Origin of the sequence: Acinetobacter sp. NRRL B-65365 (genome assembly GCF_001605865.1) — a bacterium.
Lineage (GTDB): Bacteria > Pseudomonadota > Gammaproteobacteria > Pseudomonadales > Moraxellaceae > Acinetobacter > Acinetobacter vivianii.
Map to the genome: position 1 here is coordinate 113,704 of NZ_LRPD01000007.1, position 23,092 is coordinate 136,795.

Annotated in this window: 21 protein-coding genes; 15 read left to right on the top strand and 6 right to left on the bottom strand. The window is 42.1% G+C overall.

Features of this window, described 5'->3' with window-relative positions:
- The first annotated feature begins 122 nt into the window (after window positions 1–122).
- The 4 genes from AWW72_RS04940 to AWW72_RS04955 all read left to right on the top strand — a co-directional run bounded on the left by AWW72_RS04940 (window position 123) and on the right by AWW72_RS04955 (window position 3,953).
- Window positions 123–1,385: a putative DNA modification/repair radical SAM protein gene (locus AWW72_RS04940; RefSeq protein WP_062846609.1), complete on the top strand. Its 1,263-nt coding sequence runs from the start codon at window positions 123–125 to the stop codon at window positions 1,383–1,385.
- A 2-nt stretch (window positions 1,386–1,387) separates the two neighbouring features.
- Window positions 1,388–2,179: a TIGR03915 family putative DNA repair protein gene (locus AWW72_RS04945; RefSeq protein ID WP_081410360.1), complete on the top strand. Its 792-nt coding sequence runs from the start codon at window positions 1,388–1,390 to the stop codon at window positions 2,177–2,179.
- A 133-nt stretch (window positions 2,180–2,312) separates the two neighbouring features.
- On the top strand, window positions 2,313–2,729 hold the full coding sequence (locus AWW72_RS04950) for a lysozyme inhibitor LprI family protein (protein WP_062846654.1): 417 nt from the start codon (window positions 2,313–2,315) through the stop codon (window positions 2,727–2,729).
- Window positions 2,730–2,849: 120 nt separating this feature from the next.
- Window positions 2,850–3,953, top strand: a complete 1,104-nt coding sequence (locus AWW72_RS04955; protein ID WP_062846610.1) for an HPP family protein — start codon at window positions 2,850–2,852, stop codon at window positions 3,951–3,953.
- 66 nt (window positions 3,954–4,019) lie between these two features.
- On the opposite strand, the gene AWW72_RS04960 is transcribed toward AWW72_RS04955, so the two are convergent.
- Window positions 4,020–4,289: a PspC domain-containing protein gene (locus AWW72_RS04960; RefSeq protein ID WP_062846611.1), complete on the bottom strand. Its 270-nt coding sequence runs from the start codon at window positions 4,287–4,289 to the stop codon at window positions 4,020–4,022.
- Window positions 4,290–4,640: 351 nt separating this feature from the next.
- Between AWW72_RS04960 and AWW72_RS04965 the strand changes: the two genes are divergently transcribed.
- Window positions 4,641–5,312, top strand: a complete 672-nt coding sequence (locus AWW72_RS04965) for a hypothetical protein (protein WP_004775932.1) — start codon at window positions 4,641–4,643, stop codon at window positions 5,310–5,312.
- A gap of 61 nt (window positions 5,313–5,373) precedes the next feature.
- Here AWW72_RS04965 and AWW72_RS04970 read toward each other — a convergent pair whose 3' ends face one another.
- On the bottom strand, window positions 5,374–7,197 hold the full coding sequence (locus AWW72_RS04970; RefSeq protein ID WP_004775931.1) for an acyl-CoA dehydrogenase C-terminal domain-containing protein: 1,824 nt from the start codon (window positions 7,195–7,197) through the stop codon (window positions 5,374–5,376).
- Window positions 7,198–7,436: 239 nt separating this feature from the next.
- Between AWW72_RS04970 and AWW72_RS04975 the strand changes: the two genes are divergently transcribed.
- Window positions 7,437–9,767 carry a hypothetical protein gene (locus AWW72_RS04975; protein ID WP_062846612.1) on the top strand — a complete coding sequence of 777 codons (2,331 nt, stop codon included), beginning with the start codon at window positions 7,437–7,439 and terminating at the stop codon, window positions 9,765–9,767.
- A gap of 59 nt (window positions 9,768–9,826) precedes the next feature.
- Here AWW72_RS04975 and aroE read toward each other — a convergent pair whose 3' ends face one another.
- The gene (gene aroE / locus AWW72_RS04980) at window positions 9,827–10,615 is read right to left on the bottom strand and encodes a shikimate dehydrogenase (protein ID WP_005259856.1); all 789 of its coding nucleotides are present in this window, start codon (window positions 10,613–10,615) and stop codon (window positions 9,827–9,829) included.
- A gap of 155 nt (window positions 10,616–10,770) precedes the next feature.
- On the opposite strand from aroE, the gene AWW72_RS04985 reads away from it, so the two are divergent.
- Window positions 10,771–11,352, top strand: a complete 582-nt coding sequence (locus AWW72_RS04985) for a histidine phosphatase family protein (RefSeq protein ID WP_062846655.1) — start codon at window positions 10,771–10,773, stop codon at window positions 11,350–11,352.
- Window positions 11,353–11,406: 54 nt separating this feature from the next.
- On the opposite strand, the gene hemF is transcribed toward AWW72_RS04985, so the two are convergent.
- The 3 genes from hemF to ribA form a co-directional block, all read right to left on the bottom strand.
- A complete protein-coding gene (gene hemF / locus AWW72_RS04990) occupies window positions 11,407–12,348 on the bottom strand; it encodes an oxygen-dependent coproporphyrinogen oxidase (protein WP_062846613.1) in 942 nt (313 codons plus the stop codon).
- Between the two features lie 120 nt (window positions 12,349–12,468).
- The gene (locus tag AWW72_RS04995; protein ID WP_062846614.1) at window positions 12,469–12,954 is read right to left on the bottom strand and encodes a DUF4844 domain-containing protein; all 486 of its coding nucleotides are present in this window, start codon (window positions 12,952–12,954) and stop codon (window positions 12,469–12,471) included.
- 42 nt (window positions 12,955–12,996) lie between these two features.
- Window positions 12,997–13,599 (bottom strand): GTP cyclohydrolase II, encoded by a 603-nt coding sequence (gene ribA, locus AWW72_RS05000; RefSeq protein ID WP_004775924.1) that lies wholly within the window; start codon window positions 13,597–13,599, stop codon window positions 12,997–12,999.
- Window positions 13,600–13,903: 304 nt separating this feature from the next.
- Between ribA and dxs the strand changes: the two genes are divergently transcribed.
- From dxs to AWW72_RS05040, 8 genes are all read left to right on the top strand, one after another.
- The gene (gene dxs, locus AWW72_RS05005) at window positions 13,904–15,799 is read left to right on the top strand and encodes a 1-deoxy-D-xylulose-5-phosphate synthase (RefSeq protein WP_062846615.1); all 1,896 of its coding nucleotides are present in this window, start codon (window positions 13,904–13,906) and stop codon (window positions 15,797–15,799) included.
- Window positions 15,800–15,932: 133 nt separating this feature from the next.
- The gene (locus AWW72_RS05010) at window positions 15,933–16,763 is read left to right on the top strand and encodes an inositol monophosphatase family protein (RefSeq protein WP_004775922.1); all 831 of its coding nucleotides are present in this window, start codon (window positions 15,933–15,935) and stop codon (window positions 16,761–16,763) included.
- A gap of 765 nt (window positions 16,764–17,528) precedes the next feature.
- A complete protein-coding gene (locus AWW72_RS05015; RefSeq protein WP_005259847.1) occupies window positions 17,529–19,415 on the top strand; it encodes a DEAD/DEAH box helicase in 1,887 nt (628 codons plus the stop codon).
- Window positions 19,416–19,833: 418 nt separating this feature from the next.
- The gene (locus AWW72_RS05020) at window positions 19,834–20,652 is read left to right on the top strand and encodes an ABC transporter ATP-binding protein (protein WP_062846656.1); all 819 of its coding nucleotides are present in this window, start codon (window positions 19,834–19,836) and stop codon (window positions 20,650–20,652) included.
- Entirely contained in the window at window positions 20,649–21,428 is a 780-nt protein-coding gene (gene mlaE, locus AWW72_RS05025; protein ID WP_004775919.1) for a lipid asymmetry maintenance ABC transporter permease subunit MlaE, read from the top strand. Before AWW72_RS05020 ends, mlaE begins: the two co-directional genes overlap by 4 nt.
- Window positions 21,428–22,102 carry an outer membrane lipid asymmetry maintenance protein MlaD gene (mlaD, locus tag AWW72_RS05030; RefSeq protein WP_047430477.1) on the top strand — a complete coding sequence of 225 codons (675 nt, stop codon included), beginning with the start codon at window positions 21,428–21,430 and terminating at the stop codon, window positions 22,100–22,102. Before mlaE ends, mlaD begins: the two co-directional genes overlap by 1 nt.
- Before the next feature lie 19 nt (window positions 22,103–22,121).
- On the top strand, window positions 22,122–22,754 hold the full coding sequence (locus AWW72_RS05035) for an MlaC/ttg2D family ABC transporter substrate-binding protein (protein ID WP_004775917.1): 633 nt from the start codon (window positions 22,122–22,124) through the stop codon (window positions 22,752–22,754).
- A gap of 11 nt (window positions 22,755–22,765) precedes the next feature.
- Window positions 22,766–23,053, top strand: a complete 288-nt coding sequence (locus AWW72_RS05040) for an STAS domain-containing protein (RefSeq protein WP_062846616.1) — start codon at window positions 22,766–22,768, stop codon at window positions 23,051–23,053.
- Window positions 23,054–23,092 lie beyond the last annotated feature (39 nt).

The window sequence follows — 23,092 nt, forward strand, 5'->3', positions numbered from 1 at the left end:
TGGATTTAAAGTGAAAATCCACACGTCACCTCATGACGTATTGCATCTTTTGGGTACTTAATTTCACAACTTTGAAATGCTAATTTTTAAACGATATTCTCTGTTTCTTCAGGTCGTTTGAAATGTCTGATCGCATTCGTGAAAAACTCCAGATTCTTGCGGACGCTGCCAAATATGACGTGTCCTGTTCCTCCAGCGGCAGTGACCGTAAAAATAAAGATAAGGGGCTAGGGAATGCCAGTCATTCGGGGATTTGTCATAGCTATACCGAAGATGGACGCTGTGTATCTTTGCTGAAAATCCTGTTCAGTAATGTCTGTATTTTTGATTGCGCTTATTGCGTATCACGCCGTTCTAATGATGTGAAACGTGCGGCCTTTACCGTGCAGGAAGTGGTTGACCTGACCATTAACTTCTATCGTCGTAATTATATTGAAGGGCTATTTCTCAGTTCAGGTATTTTCAAGTCCGCAGATTACACCATGGAGCGCATGTTACAGGTCGTTAAAAAACTGCGTCTTGAAGAAAACTTTAATGGTTATATTCATCTCAAAACCATTCCGGGGGCTTCACCAGAACTGATTCATGAAGCTGGATTGTATGCTGACCGAATGAGCATTAATCTGGAAATGCCGACAGAAGTCGGACTGAAAACTTTTGCCCCTGAAAAGTCGCATCAGGAAGTACAAAAAGATTTGGGTTTAGTTCGAGATCGCCTGATTCAGTTGAAAGATGAACGTCAGGTGATCAAGCACGTCCCCAAATATGTACCAGCGGGGCAAACCACACAAATGGTGGTGGGTGCACATCAGGAAACCGATCAGGATGTGTTGTTAATGGCGGATCGGCACTATAAAGAATTTAAACTCAAACGGGTATATTTCTCAGGCTATATCCCGATTAATACCGAAAATAATTATTTGCCCGCAGTGGGTTCGGCACCGCCATTATTACGTGAAAATCGGCTTTATCAAAGTGACTGGTTGATGCGTTTTTATGGCTTTCAGGTCAATGAAATTGTGGATGAGCGTTTTCCGCATCTGGATTTGGATATTGATCCAAAGCTGAGCTGGGCTTTACGTCATCCTGAACAATTCCCCGTAGATTTAAATCGTGCCGATTATCAGATGGTGCTGCGTGTGCCCGGCATCGGGGTGAAATCAGCCAAGAAAATTGTACAGGCCCGTCGTTTTGGCAAGATCCATATTGATTTATTGAAACAGCTCGGTGTGGCCTATTCGCGGGCGAAATTTTTTATTCGTTGTGAAGATAGTCCGCGTTTTCAGAAAGAACTGTCACCCAATTACATCCGCCAGCAAATCTTGACGCAAGGTTCATCTAAGTACGTGCAACAATTATCACCGCAACTTAGTTTGGGATTTTAGCCGTGTTCAATGCACCAGTGGCGTATTGCTTTGATGGCTCAATGGCAGGGTTGCTGAGTTGTGTTTTTCGAGCCTTTCAGTTCAAAGAATTTGAGGTGCAACTGTGTCTGGAAAATCAAACACAACATGGCTTATTTGCCAGTCTTATTGAGGTGCCGACGCATGAGCAGCATGCTCAACGAGTCTGGTCAGGCCTGCAACAAAAGTTGTCGCAATCGGCGTTAAGGCAATTTTATTTTACGTCTTTATCTGAATCGATTGAGGCATATCAGCATTTATTTAATTACTGTATTTATGTGTTCCAGCAGCAGCTTTCAGTTGAAAAGGACTATTTACATCCAAGTGTGTTAGCGATTTCGCAATGGACTAAAAAAGTCGGACGTGAAAAGCATCGGATGGAGGCGTTTATTCGCTTTAAGAAAACGACAGATGGGCTATTTCTCAGTCTGGTACGGCCTGATTTTAATGTGTTGCCTTTGATCCAACCGCATTTTAAACGCCGTTATCAGGACCAGCGCTGGCTGATTTACGATGAGAAGCGTCAATATGGGCTGTATTATGACTTGCATGAGATTCATGAAGTTTTGATGGATGTGAAAGAGGTTGACCGTAATATCGAAACGGGCTTTAGCCAAAGCTTCCAGTTAGAGCTAGATGAGCAGGAGGCGTTATATGATCAATTATGGAAGGATTATTTCAATAGTATCAATATTAAAGAACGACAAAATATCAAATTACATGTGCAATATTTGCCGAAACGTTATTGGCGTTATCTCAATGAAAAATATGTTTAAGTGCATTACTGTATTTTGAACATGGATTTGTTCGAGGCACACTTGCACTGGTAACGTAATCTGAGTAGATAATAATCTTGTTCTTGATTTTTTGATAATGACTTTAAAAATGATTAAAACAAAGAGCCGAAAAATGACCAAATTAAATTTTAAAGTATTCTTGCTTGCGATGAGTTTTTCGAGCATGCATGCCTTTGCCGAGACAGAAAGTAAATCAACGGATGCTTATAGCGTATGTGTTGACGAAACCATTCAGGAACTCGGGCTCGGGAATATCAATAATGCAGTGGTGGACATCTGTAGTCATAGAACCAAGACACTGTATGCAAAGCAGATTGTCCAAGTACTGGATCAAATTAAAAAACAGAGTCAAGAATATCAACAGCCTGAGCGCTATAGCGATATTATGAAATCACAACAATTGTGGAAAAGCTTTGTTGAGCAAGAGTGCCTTAATGCTGGTGCGTATATCGGCTCACCGATGTATGAATATTGTCCAATGCAAAAATATGGCGAACGACTCGAGCAGCTTCAGGAGTATCTGAACTGATAAATTTTATTTTCAACAACTTTACTCATAATCTAAAACTATAATTTAAATACATCTTAAGCCCGAGTAGGCGTATACTTCTGCCTCGAATAAAACAACACTATTCCAGCAAGGTGCATTGTGAGCTCTACCCAATCAGACTGGCTAAATTTTCTTAAACCTAATTATAAAGTCCTGCCTTTGAGAGAGAGGATGCTTTCAGGTATCGGCGCTTTATGTGGCTTGGCGATTTCTTCACTCATTAGCTGGTATGTCTTGGGTGGTATGAATGCGTGGTACATTGCACCCATGGGCGCTTCTTCGGTACTGCTATTTGCCGTGCCCAATAGCCCCTTAGCGCAACCGTGGAATGTGGTGGTTGGTAATACATTAGCGGGTTTAATCGGCGTTGCTTGCACTCAATTTTTGCCTGACCTAACGAGCGCTTTTAGTGTGGCCGTCGGGTTAGCAATTTTTATGATGATGACCACAGATTCTCTCCATCCACCGAGTGGAGCAGTGGCGATTACTGCCGTGTTAGGCGGGGAAGCGGTACATCGGCTGGGTTTCCATTTCGTGTTATATCCCGTGCTTCTGAACTCGATTTTACTGCTGGTTTTCGCGGTGGTATTTAACCGTTTGATTGGGCGCCATTATCCTTTAACTGCACATGTGAATGAGCGATCGAAAGATCCAACACCAACGCAGAAAGTTTCGATCCAGCCGAAAGATATTGAATATGCTTTAGAGCATCACACCGAGCTATTGGACATTAGCCAATATGATCTGGAAAAAATCATTTTAGAAGCGCAAGAGCATGCCAATGAGCGTCTGGTCAACTCATTTGTCTGTCAGGATATTATGAGTCGGGATGTCATTAAACTGCATGAAAATGATGATATTCATCAGGCACTAGATAAATTCAAAGCGGTTAATCTGATGAGTTTGCCTGTGGTCAATGCAGAAGAAAATCTGGTGGGAACACTGGCTTTATACGAAGTGGTGGAATGGTTTAAGGGCGCGACCGATCCACGTAATTCATGGCAGCATTTTGTGCGACAGATTATGAGTCGGAGAGTGGTGACCGTTGATCCGTTACAGCCAATTCAGGATTTAGTGCCGTACTTTGTAGAGAAGTCTTTTAACTATATTCCTGTAGTGGAAAATCAGCGTTTGGTGGGAATTATTAGTCGTGCAGATATGATCGCTGCCTTACAACAGCAGCTTAACCGGAAATTGGTTTAGATAAAAAAAGCTACGGTTGGATTAGGGGTAATTTCAACCGTAGCGACCAAAAAGGTAAAAGTGAAATTAACGTTTTATGCCTTGATCTTCATAAACTGTTTTCACAGGCTGGTTGTAACCTTGAACATGGTCAACACGAGCTTGTTGCTGTTTTGGAATGACCAACCACAAAATGAAGTACACCAAAATACCTGGAAAGGCGGCACTCATAATCGAGATCACAACAAAGATCAGGCGTAATAAATTTGCATTCCAACCAAATCGTTCCGCAATACCGCCCATTACACCAGCGATCATGCTTTGTTGGTTTGAGCGATATAAACCAGAGTTGGTCATCGAGTTTGTCTCCTTAAATTCATGAAACGGCAGCAAAAAGTAAAATATTCATTGAATGGCTGCTATTACTTAAGAAATAGGGGCAATTGATTTTTTTTAAAGTTTAAACAGATGAGAGATTAGTTAAGTTGTGTAAATGGTTGCTGGAAAAAACAACAGTATCGCCTAAAATGCACCGACTTAAAGCACACTGCTTTTTAATTTGCTATTTCCATCTTGTTGCGACCGTTTTGCTTACCTTTCTAGGCAATCGACGAGCACTCAATTGAACCCTATATTTTATTGTGCAAAATTTTAGGGAATGTAGTGAAAAGTACGCGATAGCGATGTTGATGTTAGAGATTTATAGATATGCAGTTCAGGTTATTCTTACAGCATGTTAGTGTAGGAGTCTTATTGAGTTTAGGTTTGATTGCTTGTGATGGCCGTCATCCAGAACCTGTAAGACAACAACCCCAGACGCAATCGGATCGTGAGGCGAGCCATGTCCTCGCAGATGAACAAGAGCACGCTTCTTCTGATACAGAAGCGATGTCGCTCAATCAGGTTGCTGGACAAGCAACTTTGCCACACCCAGTGGTACGTCAACAGAACCATAGTCAGCCTTCAGAAGCCGATCTGATTTATGTCGGTCGTTATCATGCCCGCATTCCCTGTACAGATCCTTTTGCTGGCTGTGTAAATAATGAAAAAGAAGCTGAATATATTCTGAATTTATTAAGTGATGGTTCTGTGTACTGGACCAATACCAGCTTTGGGCGTCTCGGTTCCGATCCAACACGTAGTGTTGCCAAGATTGAGCAAACCTGTAAGCAGGTGCACTGGCACGTCCATAAAGAACTGAATGAAATTATGGTGCGTTGTGATGCGGCAGATTTAAGTCTTTATTATCAGATTAATCAAAATCAGGATCTGGTTTTTAATCTGGAAAAGATGTGGAATGAAGGGAACGGCAATAACCGTAAGTTCTTTAAAGAATATCCTTTTCCCCAACAGGCTTATGTTTTCAAAAGAGTGGAATAAACGCCCATCTTTTGCAAAACAAAAAAAGAGCGCATAAAGCGCTCTTTTTTTACAGCCTTGATTAGTAATCGAAGCTGAAGTGTTCAGGTGCAAGTGAAGTCAAGGTACGAGATGTTGTTACCATTGACTCGGCATGGCCTTGAGCGCGTGGTAATAAACGGTCGAAGTAGAAATCAGCAACCTTGATTTTTGCTTTATAGAATTCAGGTGTTTCGATACCGTTGCCTGCTTCTAATTTTTCAGAGGCAATAACTGCTTGTTGTGCCCAGAAGTAAGCCATCATCACATAACCAGAGAACATCAAGAAATCAACCGAAGCTGAAGAAACGATGTCACGGTCTTTACGTGCAGCAAGCATGATACGAACTGTTAATGTGTTCCATTGCGCGCAAAGCTTGGTTAAATCCCATGCGAAACGACGTAAGTATTTATTACGTGCGTGTGCTGCACAGAACTTCAAGATTTCAGCCGTGTAATCACGAACCACTTTACCTTTCGAGCTTAAGAGCACTTTACGACCAATCAAGTCGAGTGCCTGAATGCCTGTTGTCCCTTCATATAACGTTGAGATACGGGCATCACGTGCGATTTGTTCCATACCCCATTCACGGATATAGCCATGACCGCCATACACTTGCATACCGTGGTTGGCTGCTTCTAAACCAAGCTCAGTCAAGAAACCTTTTAAGATCGGCGTATAGAAACCAAGTTTGTCGTCATAAGCTTCATAAGCTGCCTGATCGCCACTGACCAATGCATCTGTCATTTTGTCTGCAAGTTTTGCTGCATGGTAGATCATTGAACGACCACCTTCAGCAATCGCTTTTTGCGTCAATAACATACGACGAACATCAGCATGGTGAATAATCGCATCACCTACACGTTCAGGTTCTTTCTTACCAGAAAGGGCACGCATTGACATACGGTCTTTGGCATACGGTAAAGCACCTTGGAAAGACAGTTCAGCGTGTGCAATACCTTGAACTGCGGTACCGATACGAGCCGTGTTCATAAAGGTAAACATTGCATGTAAACCTTTGTTGATCTCACCGATCAAGTAGCCTGTTGCATTGTCAAAGTTAAGCACGGCAGTTGCAGAAGCCTTGATACCCATCTTGTGTTCGATAGAACCACAAGAAACTGCATTACGCTCGCCCACGCCACCATCCGCAGTCGGGATGAATTTAGGCACGATGAATAGAGAGATACCACGTGTACCAGCAGGCGCATCTGGAAGGCGAGCCAATACGATATGAATAATATTTTCTGTTAAATCATGTTCACCCGCAGAGATGAAGATTTTAGTACCAGAAATTTTATAGGTACCATCTTCATTTGGTTCTGCTTTGGTTTTTACCTGACCTAAATCTGTACCACATTGAGGCTCAGTTAAGCACATTGTGCCTGACCAAGTGCCTTCAACCAGTTTAGGCATATAAGTATTTTTTTGCTCGTCTGTACCAAACTGCATGATGGTGTTCATACAACCTGTACTTAAACCTGGATACATGGTGAAAGACCAGTTGGCAGTCCCCATCATTTCAGATTTGATCAGGTTTAAAGACATTGGCAAGCCTTGGCCACCAAATTCTTCTGGATAAGAAAGACCTTGCCAGCCACCCATCACAAACTGGTCATACGCTTCTTTAAAGCCTTTAGGTGTTGTCACTTCACCATTGTTGAACGTACAGCCTTCTTCATCACCTGACTGGTTAAGCGGAGAAAGTACGTTTTCGCAATAATCTGCCGCACCTTCAAGAATCATATCAACCGTATCAGCATCCGCATTTTGACCACTTGTCAAAGTTTGGTAATGTGCTGGATAATCTAACATTTCGTTCATTAAGAAACGAATATCACGGAGCGGGGCTTTATAAGCTGGCATAATCTTAATCCTGTATTTGAATCATTTTGGATTATCTGTTTCGATACTTTGATTATTCACAATGGTGATAAAAATACATTGATAATCACTGGGGAAAAGAATGTCAGAAAAGCGAATCATCTAGATTCGATGGAGATGGAAAAATCACTTTTCTGTTGGTGTCTAAACTAATATTAAACGTGAAAAATACTTAATTCTATACTTGAAAATATAATGATATAAAGGTGTTTGGTAAAGCTATGCGTCTAAAATATTTAACTTTATGTTTAATGGGTCTCAGTCTTTCTGCATGTTCTCAACATGTCATTAAAACCAATCCAGCTTCGGCGAACCTTGAGCAGAAGGCGGTCAATAGCCTCAATGCCATCTATGAATATCCAAGCTATGATTATCGTGGGAAATTCAATATTCATGTGGATCAGGAGCCCAGTAAAAATAATGCAAAAGCTGAACCTGCATCTTTAGATCCAGCGCTTAAGCAAAAAGTTGACCAATACTTACGAGAGCAGAAGGTCAATTTAAACAATAAACAGAAGCAGGCCTTGTATACGGCACTGGCGCAAGAACAGAAAAGCTCTGGTCGTTCCAAGGCTGACAAATTTACTCAGGTCATGACCAATATTCTGAATGAAATGCAGTTTGAATATGATGGTTCAGTGCATTATCGCCAGAAAATGGGATCATTTAACCTGACCGCGCGTTATGAAAAGCCGACGCTGCTGGTACAAGCCAAAGTGCCGATGGTGCTGGATCTGAATAATTATAAATTCTATATCAACTACTTTGCCTTGATGCCTTATCTGGTCAATAAAGAAAACCAGAACAATCTGGCCTATCTGGATTTTTCAAAATATCAGGATGCTTTCAAGCAAGTGGATTACAAGAAATTTGCTGAATATGTTAAAGCGTCGAGCGCGGTTTACTATCGTCTTGCGGATCAAAATAATATTCAGGCCTTATCTATTTCTTCTGCGGATCAGGCGGCTGGAGTCGTAGAAAAAATTCGTTTAAAAACCTCGGTTGAAGAACTGATTTTACAAGCGAACTTATATAGCAAGGTCAATGAAAAATATTTGATGCAAAGCGTTTTAAATCTGAACGCACAGAATTTAGAAAAACTGGTTATAGATGAAGTTGCCAATGCCGAGGAGTCAAAATCTAAAGCCTCATTACTGGAAGCAAAAGATTCGGCAGATGATGCAAACTTAGTTAGCCAACAGTTATACCGTCTTGTGAATCAGCACTTTGGAGTTGAGGATGTCGAAGAAGATTATGCTGATGAGAGTGCAGATGCGAGTCAAGCCGCGAATGACGCTGTAGCAGCCGCAGAAGAAGCCTCACAGCAGGCGGACGCGGTAGCAGATGAAGAAGCAAATGCCTCAGAAGCTGAGGCGCAAACTGGCTTAAGCGAAGAACAATGTTCGGTATTGCAAAACACTAAAAACACGACTTATGGTGACGTACAGTATTGTCAAAGTGTATATGGCATTGACGTCTTCTCGGATCAGCCCGTTGAACCAGGTTTCTTGACTTATATCCAGAAGTTACAAGCTGTTGAAAAAGAATTTGCGGTTTACGATCAAAACCAGTTTGTTGATGATCAGGCATTTAAAACACTTTGGCTTAAACATCAGGCGGACATTGAGAAAGCTTTACCGCCTGTTGATAAACGTAACCCATTTATTATGGATGTCGGATTGGATGCCAAAGGGCGTGCTGTGAAGATTGACTATGATTTAAATTATGGTCTGCCTGAGTTGAAATCACGCTTTAATGTCAAGGCAGATATGCTGATTTCCAATTATGGTAAAGGTACGCCGATTGATCAGGCTCAGTTGAAACAGGCGAAAACATGGGCAGAAGCCAGCAAAGGTTCAATGCTAGAGCAGGCAGTGAACAGCTTCTCTGAAAAGTTGGGGCAGACCGGTATTCAGGAGCGTTCAGCGGAGCCGTATACGCTATCTTTAGATGATCAGCTCAATGTCATTGCGGAACAGCGTTATGATGCAACACGTGCTTATGAGCCAACTTATAAAGCAGTGTTTATTGCTAAATTGACAGAAAGTGCGCCACACATCGTGCAGCGTTACTCAAGCCAAGAGTTGCAGGAAATTGCCAGTGTATATGCTTATTGGTATGCCGATGAAGATGTTTATAATCCAGAAGGAAAAGCACTGCAAAAGATTGAAGCTTTGCAAAAGAAACATCATCTGGAATATGAAGACCAGTTTGATGATCGTTTAGGACGTTCGGTTCATCATATCGTCAGTGATGCAATGCAGGGTGATCAACAGCGTCAGGCATGGAAAAAGCTACAGGCGCAGTATAAGCAGCCGCAGCAGTTATTTGCCAAGCAATATCAAATCCAGTTCGAACAAGATAACGGTGTGTCAGGTGAAGAAAAACGCTGGCTCGAACAAACGGCAAATATCTTGGGGCAGGTATATGTCGATGCACGTAAAAACAAACTGTCTGAGCAATCGATCAAAGCCTTAAAGATTGAACATAATGAATTTATTGATTATGGCATCTTTAAAGAGGTCTATCAGAAGATGTTACATCTTAAGTAATTCACCACAAAAAAGAGCCTGTAATATACAGGCTCTTTTTCTATCTAATGTTTAATCGATTATAAAAAATCTTTCAGTTCAGGTTTAACCCCATTCCAGATAGAGAACGCTTCAATTGCTTGACCCACTAACATGCCAAAACCATCCGTAGCAGGCACTTGGCGTTGTTGGGCTTGATCCAGAAAGCTGGAAGGTTTGCCATAGGCCATTTCATAAGCATGATGGAAAATTAAGCTTTCAGGCAACTGTAAAGCATCTCCCGTTAAACTTGCTGAAGTTGCATTAATCACAAAATCAAACTCACCTGAAAGCTGTTCTAGGCGAATCGCTTTAAGCTCAGTTTGTGGCACAGCATCTTTTAAATCTTCAACCAGTTGTTCCGCGCGGGCGAGGGTACGATTCGCGATCACAATCTGCTTCGCGCCTGCTTGTACTAATGGATAGATCACGCCACGCGTTGCACCACCAGCCCCTAAAATCAAAATACGGCTATCTTTAAGTTCCCAGCCTAGTGCTTGAATTGCTGCAACCAGACCCTGACCATCAGTATTGTCGCCATAGAGCTTGCCATCTTCCATCCACAGCGTATTCACAGCTTTGGCAATCTTGGCACGTTCAGTTAGTTGATCACATAACGCAAAGGCTTGTTCTTTAAAGGGTACGGTGACATTCATCCCCACACCATTCTGGGCAAAAAATGCTTTGGCTGTATTTTCAAAACCATCCAATGGCGCAAGAATTTTTTTATAGTTTAAGTCGACCCCAGTTTTTGCTGCGAATGCATGGTGTAACTCTGGTGAGCGTGATTGTTCAATCGGATTTCCAATTACAGCAAATTGTTTGGTCATGAGGGAATCATTCTTATGAGGTCGTTAAAGTTTATAAAGTTGAGGGGGATGCTGCAATATTGATTTACACCTGAACATTCAAAGAGGGCATGATTTCAGGACAAGAACATGCTTTGATATTTTTAGAGTTGCAAATGTTGGGTCTAGTTTTAAAGATGAGTATTTATTTAATTCGGCATGCGCAGAGTGAAGCCAATATCAATGGGCGAACTAGATCGCATGCTGCAATTGCATTGAGCGAGCAGGGTAAGCAGCAGGCAGAACAACTTTGTGAAGCATTGCCAACTATTGATCACGTCATTATTTCTAAATACCAAAGAACCTATCAAACCGCACAACCGATTTTACACAAATATCAGATCACAGCAGAAGTCGATCACAACTTGCATGAGTTTAGTTATCTCTCGGAAAGGAAATGCGCTAACACCAATCTGGATGATCGCAAGCAATGGGTTAATGCGTATTGGAAGCGAATGGATTATGACTATCGGGATGCCGATGATGCGGAATCTTTTGCTGACTTATATGTGCGAGTGCAGTGTGTTCATGAAAAATTAAGACAATTGGCACAGGAATACGTACATCAAAACTTAGCTATATTTACGCATGGGCAGTTCTTACAATTATTGCTCACGCTAAAACATACACCGCAGCCATTGAGTCGGGAACTGATGCAAAATTTTAGATCAGACCTAATCCAGCGCCCCATCCCCAATACCGCAATATTTTTATTTTAAGATTCCCTAAAAGATTTCATCCCTGAACTATATGTCAGGGATGAATCATTTCTTTTATTTATTTAAACCCAGCCAGTCTCGTGGTTTTAAATAATAATCAGTAAGACGTTTCTCAGCTGAATCTGCATCCCATTCAGGACTATATGACCAGCCCGCCAGATTCGGCAAGCTCACCAAGATCGATTCAATGCGCCCACCTGTCTGTAGGCCGAACAATGTACCACGGTCATATACCAAGTTATATTCGACATAACGACCACGACGATATAACTGGAACTCACGTTGAGCTTCGGTATAAGGCTGCTCACGATGCTTTTCAAAAATCGGCAAGATTGCTTCTAAATAACCATTTCCGACCGCCTGCATATATTTAAAACAGGTTTCGAAATCCCACTGGTTCAAATCATCAAAGAATAAACCGCCTACACCACGCTGTTCATCACGATGTTTTAAATAGAAATAATCATCACACCATTGTTTATGTTCGGCATAAACATGTTCACCAAAAGGCTGGCACAGGTCATGAGCTTTTTGATGCCAATTCAGCACATCCTCATCATCTGGATAGAATGGGGTTAAGTCAAAACCGCCACCAAACCACCACACTGGATCCTGTCCTTCAGGCTCAGCCACAAATAGGCGGACATTGGCATGAGAGGTCGGGGTATTTGGATTTTTCGGGTGAATCACCAACGATACGCCCAATGCTTGTGCCTTTGCACCCGCAATTTGTGGATGACGTTCAGTCGCTGAAGCGGGGAGTTTACTGATATTGATGTGGGAGAACATGACCCCACCTTTTTCAATCACTTCACCATTTTGCAAAACACGAGAGCGACCACCACCGCCTTCGGTTCGTTGCCAATCATCAATGATAAACTCAGCGGTACCACCGCCTGCACGTTCCTGTTGCTCTAGTCCTGCACAAATGCGTGCCTGTAGATCGAGTAAAAACTCGCGAACACGTTGAATATCAGCTGAAGTTGGATGCTGCATGATGATCCTCTTGATAAGATCTAGGAATTACTGATATCAAAACATAAATCCATAAAAAAAGTAAGGGATTTTTAAACCTATATGAAATTTGCATGATTCAGGATGAAAAGTAGTGTTCAGTTAATTTGGGTTTTTACTTTGATCTTTCGAGCGGTTCTTTTCGATAAGATCATTAATTTCTTCATTATATAACCAAGTATTTAAAATACCTTCAGAACTTTCCAAGCCAGTAATATCTAGAAAATGTTCAAAGGTACCAGCAACTTGCTCTCTATCATCGGTACCTAGTGAATCGGGATTAATTTGATGGATACCGTCAGAAAGTATTTTAAGTCGTTGTTGTTTACTTGGTTGAGCAGAGTGCTGATAAAGTTGGATATACGCTTCAGCTGTCTCGGCTACTTTTTGGTTCAATAACTTTTTTAATTGAGGATCTTGAACGCCAGAATATAGATAGCCATCAGTTAAAAAATGATCTTGTTGCTGGAATTGATGCAATTGATTGATAATTCCAGCATTTGATGGATTCTCTTTATTCTCTTTTGCCTGAGTACAGCCATTTAGTAGCAGGAGACCTATCACCAAGAAAATATTTAATAATTTCATTTTGATAAACTCTCTTATCTAAGCAAAAAAATGACTCTAAAGTCAGAAGTCATCTTTTTTATAGAGATGATCCATACGTTCACGTTTGGTCTTTAAATATTGTTCATTAAATGGATTGCGACCGACAGTCAGTGGGACACGTTCAACCACATTAATACCCAGATCAGTCAATGCTTTTAATTTAAGTGGATTATTTGTGACCAGTTTCACTTCTTTAACTTGAAGATGATCGAGCATGATGCTGCACATATCGTAGCGACGCGCATCAGCAGGCAAGTTCAATAACAGGTTCGCATCAACGGTATCATGACCTTGATCTTGCAAGGCATAAGCACGGATTTTATTGGTTAAACCAATACCACGCCCTTCTTGACGCAAATATAAAATTACGCCTTGGCCTGCATCATTAATCAGGCGTTGGGTGGCTTGTAGCTGTGGGCCGCAATCACATTTAAGTGAAGCGAAAGCATCACCAGTCAAGCATTCTGAATGAATACGCACAAGTACAGGCTTATTGGGAGCAGTTTCTAACCCTTTAGAAAGCGCCACATGTTCCTCACCCGTTTCTGGATCTTGAAACACGGAAATATTGAAGTCACCAAAGGCAGTCGGCAGCTTTGATGTTGCAATAAATTCAATCGGCACAGAGAACTCACTATGATCATAAAAACAGTCTGAGTATAGCTTAATGTGTGAAGATTGCGCGAACTGGAATTTCTGATTTTTTATATAAGTTTTTCTTTTTCATACAAAGCACACAATAATGGTTGATAAACAGTGACATAATTCAGGATAATCTACGGGTCATTCTTTAAAAATTGCATAAGAATGTTCAGCACTACATCATTCGCACGTGTGGCTGATTGAAGGCAGATCATATTTAATTGTATGATTGCCCCCATTTAACCCAGCTTCGGACTTGCCAGGCTTAAAAAGGCTTTGCCACATTATGTTGTATACCGAAATTCCAACTCAACGCCCTGTTACGCCATTGTTAGATGGAATTGATCATCCACAACAATTACGTCAGCTCGAGCAAAGCCAACTCGTTCAAGTGGCGGATGAGTTACGTCAATATATTTTGTATGCAGCTGGGCAGAGTGGCGGACACTTTGGTGCAAATTTAGGAGTGGTCGAACTGACTGTGGCCTTGCACTATAGCTTTAATACGCCAGATGATCGTTTGGTTTGGGATGTGGGCCATCAGGCTTATCCACATAAAGTGCTGACAGGTCGTCGTGATCGCATCGCTACCATTCGTAGTAAAAATGGTTTGGCTGCGTTCCCTGCACGTGATGAATCTGAATTTGATACCTTTGGTGTAGGCCATTCCTCAACTGCCATTTCAGCAGGTTTGGGTATGGCACTGGCTCGCCGTTATCAAAAAGATCCATGTGATGTTGTTGCAATCGTGGGTGATGGTGCAATGACGGCAGGTATGGCATTTGAAGCCATGAATGATGCGGTTGCGCATGATGCGGACTTAATCGTGGTCTTAAATGATAACGATATGTCGATCTCTTGCAGTACGGGTGGTTTTGCCAAACATCTGGCTGCCATTTGGGAAACAGGGCAATTGATCAATGTGAATGAACAGGGTGAAGCCTATGTTCAACCTCATCCAAAGTGGACCTATAATTCACGTTTGCATCAATCTGCGACAGATGCCGCTGATAATTTATTTAAAGCAATTGGTTTTGATTATTTCGGGCCATTTGACGGACATGATGTGGAACAACTGGCACAGGTTTTCCATGCACTTAAAAAACGTAAAGGTCCACGTCTAGTTCATATTTATACTAAAAAAGGTAAAGGTTTCGCACCAGCGGAAGCAGATCCGATTACCTATCATGCGATTACTAAAATTGCGCCAACCGCAGCAGCACCCGTAAAAAAATCACCTCCTAAATACTCAGATGTATTTGGGCAATGGCTATGTGATGAAGCAGCTCAAGATGAACGTCTGCTCGCCATTACACCTGCGATGTGTGAAGGCTCGGGTATGGTGAAATTTGCACAGCAATACCCTGAGCGTTTCTTTGATGTCGCAATTGCTGAACAACATGCGGTGACTTTAGCCGCTGGTATGGCATGTGAAGGGTTAAAACCGGTTGTCGCGATTTATTCAACTTTCTTGCAACGTGGTTACGATCAGTTGATTCACGATGTTGCCTTGCAGAATCTGGATGTCACTTTTGGTATCGATCGTGCAGGTTTAGTGGGTGAAGATGGCCCAACGCATGCAGGTGCATACGATTATGCTTATATGCGTACGGTGCCTAACATGGTTATTATGGCGCCGAAAGACGAAAATGAATGTCGTCAGATGCTACATACCGCCTACCTCTACGAAGGACCAACCGCGGTACGTTATCCGCGTGGCGCGGGTACGGGTGTTGAAATTCAACAGCAAATGACAGCTTTGGAAATTGGCAAGTCTGAAATCGTTGCTGAATTTAATGTTGATGCTGAACAGCACATCAGCATTCTGGCTTTTGGTAGCCGTGTTGCGCCATCAGTTGAAGCTGCAGAACAGTTTGCACATCAGCATGCTATTGGCGTGCGTGTTGTGAATATGCGTTTTGTAAAGCCATTGGACGAAAAAATGATTCGTGACTTGGCAGAAAGCACACAACTGTTTGTCACTGTTGAAGAACATGCCGTAATGGCTGGAGCAGGCAGTGCCGTCAATGAATTCATGGCACAAGCAAAAATTGTAAAACCAATCCTGAATCTCGGTTTGCCGGATACATTCTTACATCAAGCCACGCATCAGCAAATGTTGCAGGATTGCGGTTTGGATGCTCAGGGAATTTTAGCTTCAATTGAGCAAGCTTGGTTCTAACTTATAAGTTGATGTAAACGCGAAAATAATTTTTCGCAACATTTTTCCCCTAAAAGCGCTTATATTTGCTAGAATATACGCGCTTTTATGCATTATTCTTTGTCAAAATCTTCAAATTTGTAGTGGGTGTTCAATGGAACCTATGGTGGTTATGGCTGCGCGTGCGGCTCAAACAGTTGGTCAAGAGCTTTTAAAGGCACATCAAAATCGTCATAAACTCGATTTACAAGTTGAAGAAAAAGGCATTGATGGTCCAGTAACACGTGTTGATCGTTACTTGGAACAACTTACAATTGATACACTTCGCAAAAGCTATAAAAACCACAGCTTCCTTGGTGAAGAGTTTGGTATGCAAGAAGGTAAAGGTCACGATGCAGACTGGTGCTGGGTGATTGATCCTTTAGACGGTACACAAAACTTTATCAACGGTTTCCCGCATTTCTGTATTTCTATCGCAGTTCAACATAAAGGTGTGACTCAACACGGTGTGATCTATGATCCAGTACGTGATGAGCTATTCTCTGCAAGCCGCGGTCGTGGTGCAGTGATGAACCAACGCCGTATCCGTGTCAATGTAAAAGAAAACCTTGAAAATACTTTCCTTGCCGTCGGTCATCCGTACCGTGCAAAGCGTAATGGTGAAATTGTTTCTTATGCAGAACAACATTTTGCATCATTATTGGCAGTGACTAAATCTGGCGCGCAAATTCGTCGTGGTGGCTCAGCTGCATTAGACTTGGCCTATGTTGCTGCGGGTCGTTTTGATGGTTTCTTTGAGCTTGGTTTAAAACCGTGGGATATCGCTGCGGGCGAATTAATCGTGAAAGAAGCGGGCGGTGTTGTTGTTGATGCACGCGGTGGTAATGAATCATTTGACAATGGTCAGGTGCTTGCATGTTCACTTAAGATGCTAAAACCATTGATGCAAAACGTTGTTCCAGCTTGGGGCGAAGCTGCGAAATAATTTGTAAATATAGAAAAAACCCTCAATATGTTGAGGGTTTTTTTATGCGTTTAGAAAATAAGGAAACGAAATTCTGATCTATTTGATTGCTTTGAGGTCGATGAGGAAATAATAATTTATTTAAATAATGAGATAGAAAAAGAGAAATTTAAAGCTTATTCACACTTTAATCTTTATGTGGATTTAAAATGCCATGTTGAATGAACAGCACAGGTGCCTTATGTGGGTAGGGCTAGGATGTAAGCTCCGTTAAATTGGCATACTCCTCTCAGTTTTTGTAAAAATAAATATTATTTTTCTGTTTGTAATTGCGCGAGCTTCATAAAAAAAAGCACTTTTTATTATTTTTAACTTGCTGATATTTCGCTGTATATCTTTTAATCTGCTGTTTGATTTTAGAGCGGTTCGAAGCTGAAAGTCCTGATAATAAATGTGATGTAATAGAAAAACCAATTAAAAAAGGTGACTTTTAAAATTATTCTGCTATAATCCGCCCACGCACTTAAATTCCAGTTCATTACCTGAACATTCAGTTCTATTCATATTAGCGCACGCTGTCCATAGAGAGGACCACATCTTGCGCCCAAATCGCTTAGCGATTCTTCAGGTTGAGGCAGTAATCAAGCGTGCGTTTAGTCCACATCGTCGTTATTCGGATCGCCGCTGAATTTCATATATTTTCAGCTTGAGTCGCTTTGCCGCTTGTTGCCGATGTCTATTTTTTGTATTTATTAAAATGGAGCACCCACAAGGGTGAAACTCTCTATGAGCAAAACTTTTGCCGAATTTTCTTTGCACGAAACCTTACAACAAGCCCTAGAAGGTTTAGGTTTTACGACACCAACTCCTGTGCAAGAACAAGCGATTCCAGCTGCATTAGAAGGTAAAGATTTATTAGTTTCAAGCCAGACTGGTTCTGGTAAAACAGCAGCATTTTTACTTCCTACATTAAACGCTTTAGCGGGTGAAGATACTTTTGTGCCATTTAAAGAGCGCATGAAAGCAGTCACTCAGCCAACGATTTTAGTTATTTCTCCTACGCGTGAATTGGCTCAACAGGTAAGCCAAGACGCGATTGCATTTGTACGTCACATGAAAGGTGTTCGTATTGCTGCAATTATGGGTGGTATGCCTTTCGGTAAGCAAATTCAACAGCTTAAAGGTGCACAAGTTGTCGTTGCGACTCCTGGTCGTTTACTTGACCTTGTAAACCGTCGTCAAATTAAACTTGATAAAGTTGAATCATTAATTGTTGATGAAGCTGACCGTATGCTTGATCTTGGCTTCTCTGAAGACTTGGAAGCAATTGGTGAATTAGCTGCAAACCGTAATCAAACATTAATGTTCTCTGCAACTTTTGCTGATCGTATTATCCGTCTTGCTGAACGCATGATGAATGATCCGCAACGTATTGCAATTGAAACTGGTCACAGCACTAACACTGATGTAACTCAAACATTACATTGGACTGATGGCTTTGAACACAAGAAAAAATTATTAACTCACTGGTTATCTGATGAGTCTGTAGATCAAGCTGTTGTATTCGCAAGCACGCAAGAAGATACAGATATGCTTGCTGAAGAATTAGCTGAAGCGGGTCACTCTGTTGTTGCATTGCATGGTGCGATGCCACAAACCGTTCGTAACCGTCGTTTACGTAGCATCCGTGAAGGTCGTGCAAAAATTCTGGTTGCAACTGATGTTGCGGCGCGTGGTTTAGACGTACCAACCATTTCTCACGTAATTAACTTCGGTTTACCGATGAAAAATGAAGACTATGTACACCGTATTGGCCGTACAGGTCGTGCGGGTCGTACAGGTCAAGCTGTGACTTTGGCAACTTACCGTGAGCGTGGCAAAATCCGTGCTTTAGAAGATTATTTAGATGCACGTTTAAATGTATCTGAAATCGAAGGTTTAGAGCCATCTCCACCTCCTGCACGTTCAGGTCGTGATGGCGGTGGTCGTGGTCGCGGTGGTCGTGATGGCGGCGGTCGTGGTCGTGGTGGTTTTGGCGGTGGTCGTCGTTTTGAAGGTGAAGGTAACTTCAAACGTCGTGAAGGCGGTGATGATCGTCCACGTCGTAGCTTCGATGACAAACCACGTGGTGAGCGTCCATCTTTTGGTGGCGAAGATCGTCCACGTCGTGAATTCAACTCTGACCGTCCACGTCGCGAGTTCAATTCAGATCGTCCACGCCGTGAAGGTGGTTTTGAAGACCGTCCACGTCGCGAATTTAATTCAGATCGTCCACGTCGTGAAGGCGGTTTCGATGATCGTCCAAAACGTAGTTTTGGTGGTGAAGACCGTCCACGTCGCGAGTTCAATTCTGATCGCCCACGCCGTGAAGGTGGCTTCAACGATAAACCGCGTTTTGACTCGAATGATGACAACCGTGGTAACCGTGTAGACTATAAGCCACGTCGTGAAGGTAGCTTCGGTGACCGTCCAAAACGTGATTTCGGTGATCGTCCACAACGTGAAGGCGGTTTCGGTGATCGTCCAAAGCGTAGCTTCGGTGATGACCGTCCAAAACGCAGCTTCGGTGGTGATGACCGTCCAAAGCGTAAGTTTGGTAACGATGAGCGTCCAGTACGCGGTTCACGTGAAGAAACTTTCGGTGGCGACCGTCGTCGCAAAAACGATTTTTAATCGTTAAAAACCGATAGAATGAAGAAGCCAGTTGAAAAACTGGCTTTTTTATTTCGGTTTAGTCATGTAAAATTATAAAAATGTGTACTAATTCAAATTTTATATAAGAAATGAATAAGGTTAAGCAAAATAAAAGCCTTTTGAGTCAAGCTTGGTCTTTCATGTGTAGTGAAGGGCTGCCATGCCTATTCGTCATTTTAATGCTCTGTAACGGTTTATTTTTTGCTTATGCGTTATTTGATACGATTAACGCTGAGTCATTTAATGTTAATTCTCATCATACAACCAGCCAGATTATTCCCAAGAATAACTACATAAATTAAATACTCTTGATACATCCCTTATCAAAATGGAAACAAGCGTTTAATGTTTCAGTGTATAGTATGCGTGCATAAAAAGTGCAGGAATGAATGCCATTATGAATAACAAATCTCCTCTCGATGCAGAAGCCTTAATTGAAGTTAAAAACTTAAGCTTTAATCGAGGAGAACGCGTCATTTATGACGATATCAGTCTCAAAATTCGACTTGGTCAAATTACTGCAATTATGGGACCATCTGGCACAGGTAAAACCACCTTGTTGCGTTTGATTGGTGGGCAGTTGAGCCCAGATCATGGCGAGGTGTTGCTGGATGGCAAAAATATTGCGGCAATGTCACGACATGAATTATTCGCTGCACGCGCACGTATGGGAATGTTATTCCAGAGTGGTGCATTATTCACAGACATGTCGGTTTATGAAAATGTGGCATTCCCAATCCGCGCACATACCAAATTGCCAGAACATATTATTGCAGAGCTGGTAGCTTTAAAACTGGAATCAGTCGGATTACGTGGTGCTGAGCAGTTAATGCCAACCGAGCTTTCAGGCGGTATGAACCGTCGTGTTGCTTTGGCGCGTGCAATTGCACTGGATCCTGAGCTGATCATGTATGATGAACCATTTGCTGGACAAGATCCGATTGTAATGGGTGTATTAACCCGTCTCATTCGTTCGCTACGAGATGCTTTGGATCTAACGACTATTATTGTGTCGCATGACGTGGCTGAAACCTTGTCGATTGCAGATTATATTTATGTGGTCGCAGAAGGTAAGATTCAGGGTGAAGGTTCTCCAGAAGAATTAAAAAATCATGCTTCACCTTTTGTCCGTCAGTTTTTAACAGGTTCAGCTGAGGGGCCTGTGGAATATCAATTTACTCATCAAGCATATTTAGATAACGAGGTTCGTCCATGAATGCGATTGCCTGGCTAGGTAGACTCGTTATTGAGCGAATAAAAGGAATCGGTGCTGCCGCGCTGATGCTCCTGCAAGTTTTATTTTCCATGCCATCAAAAGGTGGTTTTCAGCGCTTTGTTTATCAGATGTATCGTGTCGGGGTGATGTCCCTGCTGATTATTGCTGTTTCAGGCTTATTCATTGGTGCCGTGCTGGGTTTGCAGATGTATAGCATTCTGGTGACTTTTGGCAGTGAAGCAATGCTAGGTACTGCAATTTCACTGACGTTGCTACGCGAACTTGCTTCTGTTGTCGCTGCATTATTATTTGCAGGACGTGCAGGTTCAGCTTTGACTGCTGAAATTGGTTCCATGAAACAAAGTGAACAACTTGCCAGCATGGAAATGATTGGGGTTGATCCACTGCGTCAGATTGTTGCTCCTCGTCTATGGGCGGGTATTGTGAGTTTACCGATGCTTACGGTGATCTTTGCAACGATTGGTATTATTGGCGGCAAGCTGGTTGGTGTTGATTTTTTAGGTGCTGATGAAGGTTCATTCTGGAGTGGTATGCAAAGTAGCGTACAGTTCTGGCATGACATTTTTAATGGCACCATTATCAAAAGCATTGTCTTTGCTTTAATTTGTACATGGGTGGCGGTGTATCAGGGTTATGCTTGTGAACCAACCCCAGAAGGTATCGCGACTTCAATGACCAGAACGGTCGTATATTCTTCACTTTGTGTATTAGGTTTTGATTTCGTGTTGACTGCGGTCATGTTCGGAGGGATTTAATGAAATCACGTACTAGTGAGCTGGCCGTAGGTATTTTTGTCATTATCTTCGGTGTCGCTCTATTTTTTCTTGCGATGAAAGTGAGTGGGTTGGTAGGTACTAATCTACGTGATAGCTACAGCATGACAGCACAGTTTGACAACGTAAATGGTTTAAAGCCACGTGCCAAAGTGACCATGAGTGGTGTGACCATCGGTCGTGTTGAATCGATTACGCTTGATCCTGTTTCTCGTCTGGCGACAGTCAAGTTTGATCTGGATGGTAAGCTCACCAGCTTTAACCCAGAACAACTTAAAGAGGTGCAGAAGAATGCACTGGAAGAGCTGCACTATAGTTCTGACTATGAGCAAGCTGATGCTGCGAAACAAAAAGAAATGGAACAGCAACTTACCAGTAACATGACCTCCATCACCACACTCGATGAAGATGCTTATATAATGGTAGCAACCAATGGTCTATTGGGTGAGAAATATTTGAAAGTTGTCCCAGGTGGCGGTGTGAATTACCTTAAACGTGGTGACGTGGTTTCAAATACCCAAGGCACAATGGATTTAGAAGATTTGATCAGTAAGTTTATTACTGGTGGTGCTGGTAAAGCCACATCAAGCTCAACAGCGACAGAGAGCCAAGCTTCACAGCCAGCTGCTGAAGCAGAACCTTCTTTTGTTGAGTAATTCAGGTTAGGAGATTGAAGTGAATACATTATTGAAACAAACGCTAACCGCAAGCGTATTATCGACAATGCTTGCAAGTGCGGCATTTGCAGCACCAACAGAAACCCCACCTGATTTTGTTAAACGTGTGGCTGATGGCTTAATTACGCGTCTAAAAGCGGATCATGCCAAGTTGCAAAATAATCCGACATTGGTGAAAAGCATTATTCGTCAAAACCTTGACCCGTATGTGGATTCTCAAGCGTTTACGCGTATTGTGTTGGGTACTTATGCGAATAACCAATATACCAATGCTGCACAACGTGCACAGTTCGAGAAGAACTTCCGTGAAGTGATTATCGAGAACTATGGCGGTGCTTTCGCAAAATATACCAATGAAAGCTATACCATGCGCCCGTTTAAATCGACCAACAGCAAAACACCTGTTGTGACTTTGGACTTCTTGCACAATGGCGAGAAAATCCCTGTGTCGTTCCAGTTAACGGACAAGGGTGACCAGTGGAAAGTACGTAACATTAACGTGTCTGGTATCGACTTGGGCTTACAGTTCCGTAACCAGTTCGCTGCAACTGTTCAACGTAACGGTGGCGATATTAATAAAGCGATTGCAACCTTTAAACCAGATGCAGATGCTGCAGTTAGCAAAAAATAAGTAGGTGACGGGTGATTCAGTATATTGATCAGCAACTTGTCGTTTCAAAAACGATTAATTTTGCAAATGCAGAGCAGATCTATCAAACCGGCTTAAAGCATATTCAACAGCATAAGAATTTTCCTTTAGTTGTTGATTTGGGCCAGCTTGAACAGGGCAATACTTTATCTTTGGCTGTACTGGTGCAATGGTTGCGTCAAACGCCAGAAAATCAAGGTCTGCATTTTAAGAATGTGTCTGAAAAAATGCTGAAAATCATCCAAGCCTGTCATTTACAAGATGATCTGAAATTGATTTGATATTACTTATTCATCGAGAAAAGAGAGTTACCTAACTCT